General features: G+C 73.1%; 8 protein-coding genes. 3 read left to right on the forward strand and 5 right to left on the reverse strand.

Going from position 1 to position 13,048, the window contains the following annotated elements; all coding sequences use genetic code 11:
- Positions 1 to 247: 247 nt before the first annotated feature.
- The gene (locus ACFY60_RS02670) at positions 248 to 832 is read left to right on the forward strand and encodes a hypothetical protein (protein WP_388607377.1); all 585 of its coding nucleotides are present in this window, start codon (positions 248 to 250) and stop codon (positions 830 to 832) included.
- 173 nt (positions 833 to 1,005) lie between these two features.
- Here the strand turns inward: ACFY60_RS02670 and typA are convergent, their stop codons facing one another.
- From typA to ACFY60_RS02685, 3 genes are all read right to left on the reverse strand, one after another.
- Positions 1,006 to 2,907 (reverse strand): translational GTPase TypA, encoded by a 1,902-nt coding sequence (gene typA, locus ACFY60_RS02675; RefSeq protein ID WP_388607375.1) that lies wholly within the window; start codon positions 2,905 to 2,907, stop codon positions 1,006 to 1,008.
- Between the two features lie 263 nt (positions 2,908 to 3,170).
- The gene (locus ACFY60_RS02680) at positions 3,171 to 5,540 is read right to left on the reverse strand and encodes an ABC transporter family substrate-binding protein (RefSeq protein ID WP_388607373.1); all 2,370 of its coding nucleotides are present in this window, start codon (positions 5,538 to 5,540) and stop codon (positions 3,171 to 3,173) included.
- A 181-nt stretch (positions 5,541 to 5,721) separates the two neighbouring features.
- Positions 5,722 to 6,744 carry a hypothetical protein gene (locus tag ACFY60_RS02685; RefSeq protein ID WP_388607371.1) on the reverse strand — a complete coding sequence of 341 codons (1,023 nt, stop codon included), beginning with the start codon at positions 6,742 to 6,744 and terminating at the stop codon, positions 5,722 to 5,724.
- A gap of 170 nt (positions 6,745 to 6,914) precedes the next feature.
- Here ACFY60_RS02685 and ACFY60_RS02690 point away from each other — a divergent pair, with 170 nt between their 5' ends.
- On the forward strand, positions 6,915 to 8,999 hold the full coding sequence (locus ACFY60_RS02690; protein ID WP_388607369.1) for a TPM domain-containing protein: 2,085 nt from the start codon (positions 6,915 to 6,917) through the stop codon (positions 8,997 to 8,999).
- A 62-nt stretch (positions 9,000 to 9,061) separates the two neighbouring features.
- The gene (locus ACFY60_RS02695; protein WP_388607368.1) at positions 9,062 to 9,772 is read left to right on the forward strand and encodes a PspA/IM30 family protein; all 711 of its coding nucleotides are present in this window, start codon (positions 9,062 to 9,064) and stop codon (positions 9,770 to 9,772) included.
- Positions 9,773 to 9,800: 28 nt separating this feature from the next.
- On the opposite strand, the gene ACFY60_RS02700 is transcribed toward ACFY60_RS02695, so the two are convergent.
- Together ACFY60_RS02700 and ACFY60_RS02705 are read right to left on the reverse strand one after the other, a co-directional pair.
- A complete protein-coding gene (locus tag ACFY60_RS02700) occupies positions 9,801 to 12,368 on the reverse strand; it encodes a SpoIIE family protein phosphatase (RefSeq protein ID WP_388607366.1) in 2,568 nt (855 codons plus the stop codon).
- 145 nt (positions 12,369 to 12,513) lie between these two features.
- The gene (locus ACFY60_RS02705) at positions 12,514 to 12,936 is read right to left on the reverse strand and encodes an ATP-binding protein (protein ID WP_388607364.1); all 423 of its coding nucleotides are present in this window, start codon (positions 12,934 to 12,936) and stop codon (positions 12,514 to 12,516) included.
- Positions 12,937 to 13,048: the final 112 nt, after the last annotated feature.

Consider the following 13,048-nt stretch of genomic DNA (forward strand, 5'->3'; position numbering starts at 1 on the left):
TACCGGAGAGCGACGTCCGGAAATCGGACGCGCGGCATCGAAATCGGTTTGACGCCCTCGCGGAGCCGGTGCTGCGCGCCGCCGGACCCGCCGGAAGCGGAAGGGTGTACTCAACTCTGTTGTCAAGCTCAGAAGTTGCTCAAAACTGTGTCCCACGTCTCCCCCGGCCCGCAAGACTCCGATCCGGCCCGCTGACCACGGGCCGCTCCGCCGCCCGACCGAGCGGCACCAACGAGGGGAAAACGCCATGCGCAAGAAGCTCGCGGCAGGACTCATGACCACCTGCCTGTCGGCCGCCACCCTGGCCCTGCTGCCCGCCGGCAGCGCCCAGGCGGCCGAGATGATGTGCAGCCCGGGGAGCCAGAAGTACACCTGGTCCACGGTGAGCAAGACTCCGGTCGTCACCCATCGCAAGGCGATCGAGCACTACACCGACGGCACGATCGTCAAGACCGTCAGCGCTCAGTCCGTCACCAGCATCACGGCCTCCGTCACCGCCACCTCCGGTGCCGAGGTCAGCGGGAACGTCGCCCTCGTCAGCCTCAGCGGCAAGGTCGGCCTTGAGCTGAAGGCCGAGGGGTCGAAGACGAAGACCACCGCCGAGTCCATCCAGCACCGGCTCTCCACCCGCGGCAAGTACGTCCTGTACGCCGGCACCATGAAGACCCAGGGCTACTACACCCAGTTCCGCTGCGACCGCGGCACCCGCTGGGTGAACACCGGCAACTACGGCAAGGCCGTCAGCTTCACCGTCGCCACGGAGGGCGGTCTGCGCTGCGGCACGTCCGTGCCGGCCGGCAGCCTCGCCGCGTACGCCAAGCGCTACTGCTGATCCCGCCACCGCCCCGCCCGGCGCCGGCCCGACCGGCCGGCGCGGGGACGGGCGGGGCGCGCACCACCCGTGAACGGGGGACGTGAACGGGGGACGGGGGAAAACGAAAGCGCCCGGCCGGGGAGAACCCCGGCCGGGCGCTTTCGTCTGTTCCGGCTCCGCGGCCGAACGGCTCAGCCGTTCTTCGCGCGGGAGGCCGCGCGAGCACGCTCGCGGGCGTCCAGGTTCACCTTGCGGATGCGGACGGCCTCCGGGGTGACCTCGACGCACTCGTCGTCGCGGCAGAACTCCAGCGACTGCTCCAGGGAGAGCTTCCGCGGCGGGACGATCGCCTCGAAGGAGTCGGCCGACGAGGAACGCATGTTCGTCAGCTTCTTCTCCTTGGTGATGTTCACGTCCATGTCGTCGGAGCGCGAGTTCTCACCGACGATCATGCCCTCGTAGACCTCGGTGCCCGGCTCCACGAAGAGGACGCCGCGCTCCTGCAGGTTGGTCATCGCGAAGGCGGTGACCGTGCCGGCGCGGTCGGCGACCAGCGAGCCGTTGTTACGGGTCTGGAGCGGGCCGAACCACGGCTCGTGGCCCTCGTGGATCGAGTGGGCGATGCCGGTGCCGCGGGTCTGGGTCAGGAACTCCGTACGGAAGCCGATGAGGCCGCGGGACGGGACGACGAACTCCATGCGGACCCAGCCGGAGCCGTGGTTCGACATGTTGTCCATGCGGCCCTTGCGGACGCCCATGAGCTGCGTGACGGCGCCCATGTGCTCCTCGGGCACGTCGATCGTCATGCGCTCGACGGGCTCGTGGACCTTGCCGTCGACCTCCTTGGTGACGACCTGCGGCTTGCCGATGGTCAGCTCGAAGCCCTCGCGGCGCATCTGCTCGACCAGGATGGCCAGCGCCAGCTCACCGCGGCCCTGCACCTCCCAGGCGTCCGGGCGCTCGGTGTCCAGGACGCGGAGCGAGACGTTGCCGATGAGCTCGCGGTCCAGGCGGTCCTTCACCTGACGGGCGGTGACCTTGCGGTCCTTGACCGCCGCCTTGGCGTCGGCGCCCTTGCCGGTGCCGCCACGGCCGACCAGCGGCGAGGTGTTCGTACCGATCACCATGGAGATGGCCGGCTCGTCGACCGTGATGAGCGGCAGCGCGACCGGGTTCTCCGGGTCGGCCAGGGTCTCGCCGATCATGATGTCGGGGATGCCGGCGACGGCGCAGATGTCACCGGGGCCGGCCACCTCGGCCGGCTTGCGGGTGAGCGCCTCGGTCATCATCAGCTCGGTGATGCGGACGTTCTGGATCGAGCCGTCCCGCTTGATCCACGCGACCGTCTGGCCCTTGCGGAGCTCGCCCTGCTCGACGCGGAGCAGCGCGATGCGGCCGAGGAAGTTGTCGGCGTCGAGGTTGGTGACGTGGGCCTGGAGCGGCGCGTCCTCCTCGTACGTCGGGGCGGGGACGTGCTCCAGGATCGTGGAGAAGAACGGCTCCAGGCTGGTGGAGTCCGCCGGGACCGTGCCGTCCTCCGGCTTGGTCAGCGAGGCGATGCCGTCACGGCCGCAGGCGTACACGATCGGGAACTCGATCTGGTCCTCGTCGGCGTCCAGGTCCAGGAAGAGGTCGTAGGTCTCGTTGACGACCTCGTCGATCCGCGAGTCCGGGCGGTCCGTCTTGTTGATGCAGAGGATGACGGGCATGCGGGCCTGCAGCGCCTTGCGGAGCACGAAGCGGGTCTGCGGCAGGGGACCCTCGGAGGCGTCCACCAGGAGGACGACGGCGTCCACCATCGACAGGCCGCGCTCGACCTCACCACCGAAGTCGGCGTGGCCGGGGGTGTCGATGATGTTGATCGTGATCGGGGCCCCGCCGTCCTTGGGGTGGTACTTCACCGCCGTGTTCTTGGCGAGGATCGTGATGCCCTTCTCACGCTCCAGGTCGTTCGAGTCCATCATGCGGTCGTCGAGCTGCTGGTGGGCGGCGAAGGCACCCGCCTGCTTGAGCATGGCATCGACGATGGTCGTCTTGCCGTGGTCGACGTGGGCGACGATGGCTACGTTACGGATGTCGTGGCGCGTGGGCATGGGTGGCTTGCGCTTCTCTCGGTTCGTGGGAATCGGCGTCAGTTCCTCTTACGCCCGCCGGGCGGACGCGCCACGGCTATGTCCTATGGTACGGGGCTGCCGCGCAAGGGGCTTCCCCGGTTGTGATCCGAGAGGGTCTACTGGGAGGTTTCAGGGTGTGGGGAAGATCATGCGGCCGGGTCAAGGGTCCGACGTGATCCTGCCCGCCGGAAGGCCCGGCGGGCAAGGAAATTGAGCGGGTTCTGAGGTTGTGACCTGCGGTTTCAGTGCTTTTCAGCGGTTCGGCCGGCACCCTTGACGGTTTCGGCCTTCTTGTAGCCGATGTCCTGGTAGCGGGGGGCGGCGAAACCCCACGCGCCGGCGTTCACGACGTCCGCCCGGGCGGCGACCAACTGGGGGCGCTGATAAAGGGGGATGGAGCCTGCGGCGGCCCAGATCCGGGCGTCGGCCTGGCGGACCAGCTCCCTGGCCTCCTCCTCGTCGAGGGTCCCCGCCGCCTGGTCGAACAGCTGGTCGATGCGGTCGGTGCCCACGCGCGAGTAGTTCTGCTCCACCAGCAGGGAACCGTCGGAGGCCGGCTCGGGCTTGGCGAAGATCGGCCGGGCGTCGGTGGCCGGGAAGGCCGTGGCGGGCCAGGAGTAGAGGGCCAGGTCGTAGTCGCCGGAGGCGATGTGGTCCTTGAAGAAGCTCTCGTCGGAGACCTTCGTGACCTGGGTGCGGATGCCGACCGCGTCGAGCATCCGGACGATCCGGTCGCCGACCGCGCGCAGCGACTCGGAGCCGGGCCCGGACGGCAGGACGAAGCGGAGGCTGAGTGCCTTGCCGTCCTTCCCGAGGGCCTGGTCCGCGGCCGGCACGGCGGCCGGGGCGGCGGTGCCGCGCGGGGCGTAGGCCCCGGCCACGCCCCGGTCCGGCTTGGTGACGGACTGGGCGGCGCGGGCTCCGGCGTCGGTACCGGTGTCCAGGGCCTCGGCTCGGGCGAGGAGGGCCCGGCCCTGGCGGTCGGCGGCGGGGGCGGCCGCCAGGACGCCGGTGCCGTTCTCGGGGCCCGCGGGTCCGATACGGGGGGCGGTGGGGTGCTCGCCGGGCTTGTCGTCCCCGACGATGTAGAGGCCCTCGTCGGAGGCGGTGTCCGCGGCCTTCGGGTCCTCGGCCTCCTTCTCCTTCTGCTGCTTCTGCTCCTTCTCGGCCTTCTCGGCCTCACTGCCCGCCTTGGTGCCGGCCGGCTTCCGGGCCGCGCCGCCCGGGACCCAGCCCGCGTCGGCGAGGAGCGCCCGTGCCTCGGCGGTGTCCTGGTCGCCGAGCGCGTCGCTGCTGTCGGCGTAGGCCGGCTGGCCGGCCAGGGCGAGGTGGCTTCCGGGCGGGCCCGCGGGCAGTCCGAGCGGTTTGAGCACCGACTCGGCGATCTCCTGGCGGTCGATGGCGCGGGCCACCGCCCGCCGGACCCGTTCGTCGGCGAGCGGGCCGGACTCGCCGTTGAGGGAGAGCTGGGTGTAGGCGGGCTCCAGGGACTTGCGGACGACGAACCGGGCGAGGCCGTCCTGCTCGGCCGCGTACCGGGCGACGGCCCGCCGGTTCTCCTCCCGGGCGGCCCGCACCTCCTCGGCCCGCTCCTCGTCGGAGCCGTACGCCAGCGCCCAGGACTTCAGGGCCTTGGCGGGGGTGATCGCGGCGCCGGGGCCGTGGGCGACGGCCGCCTCGGCTCCCTTGCGGCCGGCCCGGGCGTCCCGTACCGCGAGGGCGATCCGCTCGGCCGTGGACCGGTCGATCTCGGCCAGGTCGAGCGTGCCGGCGGCGAGGGCCGCACCGCGCTCGGTGCGGGGGACGGCCTTGAGCACGAGGCTGTCGAGCTTGGCGGGCTGTCCCCACCAGCGGGGGTTGCGGACGAGGGTGACGTCACCGCTCGCGCGGTCGACCTTCTTCAGCAGGAACGGTCCTGCGGTGGACTTGAGCGTGGTGCGCGCCCCGTCGTTGAAGGCGTTCGGGGACCCCATCACCTCCTTCGGGTAGAGGGGGGTGAAGAGGGACTTCCAGTCCGCGTACGGCTTGGCGTAGGTGACCCGGACCTCCAGGTCGTTCTTGCCCCGCTCGATCTTCTCGATCCGCTCGTACCCGGCGTTGCGGGCGGTCCAGTACGCGGTGTCCCGGCCGCTCAGGGCGCGCCACTGGGCCACGAAGTCGGCGGCGCCGATCTCGCGTCCGTCGCTCCAGACCGCCTGCTGGTTGAGCTTGTAGAGGACCACCTGCTTGGGCTCGGTCTCGATGACCTCGGCCGATTCCAGGTAGTCCGGGTTCCGCTGCGGACGGCCGCGCTCGTCGAGGGTGTGGAGGGCGGGGAGGACGGCTCCGGCGACGCGGGCGGTGGTGCCGTCGGCGTCGGCCTGGAAGGTGTTGAGGGTGCTGGGGAGCGTGTCGACGGCCCAGCGGAGGGTGCCGCCGTCGGCGACCTTTTCGCGTGCGGCGGGGGCGTGGTCCTGAGCGGCGGCCGGGGCCTGCTCCTCGCCCTCGCCGGAGCATCCGGCGAGCACGGTGACGGCGAGGACCGCGCTGGTGAGGGGGGCGACGGAGCGGAGCGTGCGGGAGCGGGGGCTCCTGGCCCATGTCCTCCCGCGGGGGGCGCCGACCTGGGACATGATGTGTACCCCTTCGTCCGGAATCATGCCATTTGGAGATGATCAGACCTATCGCTCATCCACTGAAAGCGACCGATCCGATCCGGCCGTGCCGACACGGCGGCGCACCCGCCGAACCCCACCCGTGCGGCCCAATCGCCCCGGCGGCGCCCCCGGACGGGCGCGCACCCGGGCAGCCGGGTCAGTGCCAGCCGGCGCGGTAGGCCGCCCAGTCCTCCTCGCGGGCCGCGAAGTCGACGTACAGCGCGACACCGAAGCGCTCGCGGCCGGGGTCGGTGCGGCCCAGGCCGAGGCGGGTGCCGCGGACGGCGGCGGCGACCGTTTCCGCGCTCTCGTGGTGACCGAGGTCGTCCTCGTGGAAGAAGGGGAGTCCCATGAGGAGGTCGGTCGACTCGGGCGTCACCTCCAGGGCGAGGCTCGTCTGCTGGGCGACGTACCCGCCGTACATGCCCTCCAGCGGCATCCACGTGTCGTACGACATGACGGCGATCTGGTCGACCCGGCGCGCGACCTGCCCGAAGAACTCCTGCGACCACCACTTCTCGCTGCCGCCGCTGACCACGCCGAGCACCGAGTGGGCGCCGGGCAGGGGATCGATCTGGTGGGCGGCGACGGAGAGCGGCACCTTCCGGGCCCGGGTGAGCCCGCCCAGGTCGTCGAGGAGGGAGAGGTAGTGCGCGTCGTCGGAGTGGAGCGGCTCCAGGTCGAAGTGGACGCCGTCGAAGCCGGCGTCGAGGATCTGCCGCGTGGAGCCGACCACGGCGGCCCGGGAGCGCGGGTCCTCCAGGCGCAGCCCGACCGGGCCCTCGGTGGCGAGGATGTCGCCCAGCCAGGCCTGGACCCGTATGCCGGGCATGGTCCGGTGCACGCCGTCGATCAGCCACCGGGCACGCGGGTACCTGTCCGCGCGCAGCGTGCCGTCGTGGTCGAGCGGACCGGCGTGGACGTACAGGTCACGGATGCCGGTCCCCCTGATCCGTTCGGCGAAGGCCGCGAGGTCGGCGTCCGTGCGCCGCCCGTCGACCCAGGCGTGCCCGAGCCAGATGGCGTTCTTGCCCCGGGTCCGCGCGTCCTCCCGCACGTCGCCGGCGTAGTTCACGCGCAGGGCGAGCGCCCCGGAGAGCGGCAGGATCAGCAGTACGAGGAGCGGGCCCAGGACGAACCAGCGCCCCTTCCGCCACACACGCCTCAGCCGTCCACTCACACGAGCCTCCTCAGGGGAGTCTTGTCACCGGAGCCACCGGGGCGTCGGCCACCGTCAGGGACGCGGGGTGATCACGGACGGTTTCCGAAGGCCCGTGATCCTCTCCCGGACGGCTTCCGAACGGCGCCGGTCCGCTCGCACTCCCCCATACCGGGACATAGCCTCCTTTTGTGACGCGAACAGCCACCCGAGCCCTTCTCGCGGTACTGGTGGCGGCGTGGTGGCTCCTCGTGCCCGCCGTTCACGGTGCCCACGCCGACGATCCCGCCGAGCTGTCCCGGGACGGCCAGATCACCGACCGGGCCGGCGCCCTCGGTGAGCGCCGGGCCGCCGTGGCCGCGGCGCTCGACCGGCTCTACGAGGACCACCGGATCCAGCTGTTCGTGGTCTACGTCCGGGACTTCTCGGGGCGCTCGGCCCCGGACTGGGCCGACGCCACCGCCGCGCGCAACGGGCTCGGCGCGGACGACGTCCTGCTCGCCGTCGCCACCCGCGCCCGGCAGTACGCGCACTCCGCCGACCCTGCGGGCCGGCTCACCCAGGCCCAGCTGGACGAGGTGGCACGGACGGCGATCGAACCGGCCCTGCGGCGGAACGACTGGGCCGGGGCCGCCATCGGTGCCGCCGACGGCTACGGCGCGGTCCTGGCAGGCCGGCCCGTCCCGGCGCCGGCGATCACCCCCGGCCCCGCCGACCCCGGGCCGGAGGGGGGCGGCTCGTGGGGCACCGACCTCGTCCTGCCGGTCGTGCTCGTCGGCGGCGCCGGGGCCGTGGCGGCGTACGCGTACGCCAAGCGCCGCAGGCGGACCGCGACCCGCACCACTCCCCAGGGCGGGCGGGGCTGGGACCCTCCACCCGAGCACGCGCCGCCGTCGCTGGACGCGCTCGACGCCGACGCCCGGCGGACCCTGGTCGCCACCGACGACGCGGTCCGCACCAGCCAGGAGGAACTGGGCTTCGCCTCCGCCCAGTTCGGAGAGGCGGCCGTGGAGCGGTTCACCGCGGCCCTGGCCTTCGCGAAGGAGCAGCTCACGGCCTCGTTCCGGGTGCGGCAGCGGCTCGACGACGCCTTCCCCGAGGACGACGGGGAGCGGCGCAACATGCTGGAGGAGATCCTCCGGCGCTGCGCCGAGGCGAACGCGCGCCTGGACGCGGAGAGCGAGGACTTCGACCGGCTGCGCGCCCTGGAGCGTACGGCTCCGGAGGCGCTGGCCTCGGTCGAGGCGGCGCTCCGGGAGCAGAGCGGGCGGGTGGTCACGGCCGGGGCGGCGCTGAGCGCGATGCGCGAGCGGTACGCGGACAGCGCCGCCTCCCCGGTCGCCGGCAATGTCGAGCAGGCCGAGGACCGGCTGGTCTTCGCGACGACGCACGTCGACGAGGCCCGGCAGCGGGTGGACGAGGGCGACAACGGCGGCGCCGCCGTGCACATCCGGGCCGCCGAGGGCGCGGTGGACCAGGCCGCCCGGCTGATCGAGGCGGTGGACCGGCGCGCGGTGGAGCTCGCGGAGGCGGTGGGGAAGCTGCCGGGTGCGCTCCTTGAGACGGACGCGGACCTCGCGGACGCCCGCGGCCTGCTGAAGGGCACGGCCGAAGGGGTGTCCACGGCGGACCTCCAGGGGCGGATCGCGCGGGCGGAGACGGTGGCCGCCGAGGTACGGCAGGCCGGTGAGGCCGGGCGGTACGACCCCCTGGAGGCGCTGCGGCGGGTCGAGGAGGCGGACGCGGCGCTCGACGAGGCGCTGCGGGGCGCGCGGGAGCGCGAGTCGGGCGACCGCCGCGCCCGCGGCCTGCTGGAGCAGGCGATGCTGACGGCCCGTTCGGCGATCGGGGCGGCCTCCGACTACGTGACGACGCACCGGGGAGCGGTGGGCAGCGAAGCCCGCACCCGGCTCGCGGAGGCCCGGCGCCGGTGGGAGAGGGCGGAGGCGCTCGCCGCTGCCGGGGACCCGCGGACCGCCCTGCCGGAGGCGCAGCGGGCGGACGGCCTGGCGCGGCTGGCGCAGGAGCTCGCGGAGCGGGACGTCCACGCCTTCGGGGGCCCCGGCGGTCCTGGTGGGGTGCCGGGCGTGGGCGGGGGCGGCGGGCTCGGGGGTGCGGTGCTGGGCGGCATCCTCCTCGGCGGACTGTTCGGCGGGGGAAGCGGGGGTCACGGGGGCTTCGGCGGCGGGTTCGGGGGCGGTGGTCACGGCGGCGGGCCCGGCAGCTTCGGCGGCGGCGGCACGCGCGGCCGGCTGGGCGGCGGGGGCCGCTTCTGAGCGCGGCCCGCCGTCCTTCCCTGTTTCGCGTCCCTCTGAGGACTCCACGAAGGAGATCGAGCATGAGCAAGCAGACCGTTCTCGGCCGGGTCGCCCAGCTGGCGAAGGCGAACATCCACGCACTGCTGGACCAGGCCGAGGATCCGCAGAAGATGCTGGACCAGCTGATCCGTGACTACTCCTCCAACATCGCGGAGGCCGAGGAGGCGGTGGCCGCCACGATCGGCAATCTGCGGCTGATGGAGCAGGACCACCAGGAGGACCTGGACGCGGCGAAGGAGTGGGGCGGGAAGGCACTCGCCGCCAGCCGGAAGGCGGACGAGCTGCGGGCCGGCGGGCGGACGGCGGAGGCCGACCGCTTCGACAACCTGGCGAAGGTGGCGCTCGGCCGCCAGCTGCGCGCCGAGCAGGAGGCGCGGACGGCCGAGCCGACCATCGCCGCGCAGACCGACGTGGTGGCCAAGCTGCGGACCGGACTGGACCAGATGGGGACCAAGCTCGGCGAACTCCAGGCCAAGCGCGACGAGCTGGTCGCCCGCGCGAAGTCGGCGCAGGCGCAGAACCGCATGATGGACGCGGTCGACAGCATCGACCTGCTCGACCCGACGAGTGAGCTCAGCCGCTTCGAGGACAAGGTGCGCCGGGAGGAGGCGCGGGCCCTGGGCAAGCAGGAGCTCGCCGCCTCGTCCCTGGACGCGCAGTTCGAGCAGCTGGACGCACTCGGCGACAGCGACGAGATCGAGGCCCGCCTCGCGGCGCTGAAGGCCGCCTGACTCCAGGGGTGCCCGGCGGGTCCCCGGCTCAGAACATGCTGAGGAGCTGCTCCACGCTGGGCTCGGCCGCGCTCTCCCCGTCGGGCAGGGCGAGTTCGAACCAGACGGTCTTGCCGCGCGGGGTGCGGCGGGAGCCCCAGGAGGAGCTGAGCAGCCCGACGAGCTGAAGACCGCGGCCGCCCTCGTCGGTGTCCCGGGCCCTGCGGCGCCGGGGCTGCACCAGGCCCGAGTCCCAGACCTCGCAGACGAGGGTCCGGTCGCGCAGCAGGCGGAGCCGGATCTCGCCCTCGCCGTAGCGCAGGGCGTTGGTGACGAGTTCGCTGACGAGCAGTTCGACGGTGTCGACGAGCGAGGCGAGGCCCCAGGAGGTGAGCTGCGCGCGGGCCAGTTCGCGGGCCCGGCCGACGGAGCGGGGCTCCCTGGGAAGCCGCCAGTCGCCGACGGCCTCGCCGGGCAGGCCCCGGATGCGGGCCATCAGGAGGGCGATGTCGTCCTCCCCGTGGCCGGTGTCGAGCCGGCTGAGGACCCGGTCGCAGACGTCCTCCAGCGGGCGTTCCTGCCCGGTGAGGGCCCGGCGGAAGGCGTGCAGGCCCTCCTCCAGCGGGTGGTCACGGGATTCGACGAGTCCGTCGGTGTAGAGGGCGAGGAGCGCGCCCTCGGGCAGTTCGATCCGGACCTCCTCGAAGGGCTCGCCGCCGACGCCGAGCGGCATCCCGGGGGGTACGTCGAGGAGGACGGCCTCCTCGCCGGGGCCGACGAGCACCGGGGGCAGGTGGCCGGCGTTGGCGAAGGTACATCGCCGGGTGACCGGGTCGTAGACGGCGTAGACGCAGGTGGCGAGGTAGACCTCGGAGAGTTCCGGGCCCCGGTTCTTCTGGGCGCGGGACTGCTGGGCGCCGATGGGGGCGCCCAGGCCGCGGGCGATCTCGTCCAGGTGGGAGAGGACCTCGGCCGGTTCGAGGTCGAGCTGGGCGAGGGTGCGTACGGCGGTGCGGAGTTCACCCATGGCGACGGCGGCGCGCAGACCGCGGCCCATGACGTCCCCGATGACGAGGGCGGTGCGGTGGCCGGGCAGCTCGATGACGTCGAACCAGTCGCCGCCGACCTCGGTGGCGGTGGTGCCGGGCAGGTAGCGGCAGGCGATGTCGAGTCCGGCGGCCTCCGGGTCGCCGGGCGGGAGGAGGCTGCGCTGGAGGATGAGGGCCCGCTCGTGCTCGCGGCGGTAGAGGCGGGCGTTGTCGATGCAGACGGCGGCGCGGGCGGCGAGTTCGACGGCGAGGGCCCGGTCGCGCTCCCCGAAGGGTTCGCTGCCCTTGGCACGGGAGAACTGCACGAGGCCCACGACGGTGTCCTGGGCGACCATCGGGACGACCAGGGTGGACTGGACGAGGTCGCCGTCGCCACCCGGCACGGTGCGGACCCGGCCGGTGCGCAGCGCGCCCGCGCAGGGCGAGTTGAAGGGGTAGCGGTGGACCTCGCCGACGCCGACGGCGGCGGGCCCGCAGCAGCCGGTGTCGGCGCCGTGCCCTTCGGCGGCCCGGTGGGGGGTGTCGGAGACGGCGCTGGAGAAGGCGACGCGGCGCAGTTCTGCGCTGCCCGCGCCGTAGCCGATGTCGTGGGAGCTGCCCCAGCGCCCCGGCGGTGCCTCGTCGCCGGTGAGCAGGCCCTGGTAGAGGTCGACGGAGGCGAGGTCGCAGAAGCCGGGGACGGCCACGTCGAGCAGCTCGCGGGCGGTGGCCTCCAGGTCGAGGGAGTTGCCGATGCGGGAGCCCGCCTCGTTGAGGAGGGCGAGGTTGCGGCGGGCGCTGGCGGCTTCCCGGGCGGCGTTGTGGCGGCGGGTGACGTCGATGCCGAGTCCGGCGACGCCGATGGGGCGGCCGGTGCCGCTGTGCACCCGGTAGAGGTTGATCGACCAGTGGCGCCGGTCCCTGGCGCCGGGGGCGGCGCCGACGATCTGCAGGTCGGTGACGGCCTCGCCGGTCTCCAGGACCCGGCGGAGGGCCTCGGTCATCCGGTCGGCCTCGGAGCGGGTGAGGTAGTCGTGGACGGTCCGGCCGCGGTGGTCGTCGGCGGAGCCGCCGAAGACGGTGGCGAAGCGCTGGTTGGCCCGCTTGACGGTGAGGTCCGTCCCGAAGAGGAGGAAGCCGAAGGGCGATTGGCCGAATATCGCCTGGGAGGCGGCGAGGTCGGTCTCGATACGGCGCAGTGCCCGGACGTCGACGACGATGCACAGCGCGGCCCGTTCGCCGGACTCGGTCTCACTGGGCATGACGTACATCTCGGCGAGGCCCTGCGGGCCGTTCTCGCCGGGGACGCGGAAGGGGACGAGCCCCGTCCATTCCTTGCCGTCGAGGATCTCCCGGACCGTGCGGTGTCCGCGCTCGCGCAGCCCGGCGGGCATGAAGACGTCGACCGGGTCCCGGCCCCTGGCCTCCTCGGCGGTGACGCCGAAGAGGTCCACGGCCCGCCGGCTCCACTGATCGACGAGCCCGTCGGGGCCGAGGGAGAAGGAGGCCACCCGTATGTAGTCATAGATGGACCCGGGCGGGCTGCTCTGCCACACGACGCCGCTCGCCGTCTCAGGTATCTCGCTCAACGCGACCGTCCCCTCCAGCTCACCGCACCGGACCGGCCATGCCCGCAGTATTCAGTACGGCAGGCCCCGGCGGCACGACGTTCACGATCACAGGGTGGTCTCGTTCGGTTCTGGCCGAGTGCCGGTGATCGTCGTCCCACCCTCTTTACTCACCAGGGAGAGCCAGCTCGAACCATACGGTTTTGCCGGTCCTTCCCCTTCGGGTCCCCCAGCGGCGGGCGGCGCCGGCCACCAGCGCCAGACCGCGCCCCCCTTCGTCGTCCGGGCCGGCGGGCCGCTCGGTGGGCGGATCGGGAAGCGGATCGGAGACTTCCACGAGCAGCGCGTCGCAGGGGCCCGGGCCGGTGCCGTCGGGGCCGAGGCGGACGAGCCGGACGCCGATGGGGCCGGAGGCGTACCGCAGGGAATTGGTCACCAACTCGCTGACCAGCAGGACGGTCACATCGCCGAGGGTCGCGTCGAGCCGCCAGCCGCGCAGGGTCGCGCGCACGGCGTGCCGGGCGGTGCGGACGGCGTCGGCCTCCGCGGGGAAGGTCCATTCGGCGCGGTCGCCGTCGGCGTCGCTCACTCCCGATCACTTCCCCAGCCGTGCGTCAGCAGGAAGACCCCTGCCCCCTCAAGGGCACATTCTGGACATACCCGTTATTTCTGGCCGAATATCGCGCCAGTGGGGGACGGTC

This window comes from Streptomyces sp. NPDC012827 (assembly GCF_042900905.1).
Lineage (GTDB): Bacteria > Actinomycetota > Actinomycetes > Streptomycetales > Streptomycetaceae > Streptomyces > Streptomyces gulbargensis.

Excerpts from the sequence above, each read along its gene's own strand:
- typA (WP_388607375.1), bottom strand. The coding sequence starts at position 2,907 with ATGCCCACGCGCCACGACATCCGTAACGTAGCCATCGTCGCCCACGTC.
- ACFY60_RS02695 (WP_388607368.1), top strand. The coding sequence starts at position 9,062 with ATGAGCAAGCAGACCGTTCTCGGCCGGGTCGCCCAGCTGGCGAAGGCG.
- ACFY60_RS02670 (WP_388607377.1), top strand. The coding sequence starts at position 248 with ATGCGCAAGAAGCTCGCGGCAGGACTCATGACCACCTGCCTGTCGGCC.
- ACFY60_RS02680 (WP_388607373.1), bottom strand. The coding sequence starts at position 5,540 with ATGTCCCAGGTCGGCGCCCCCCGCGGGAGGACATGGGCCAGGAGCCCC.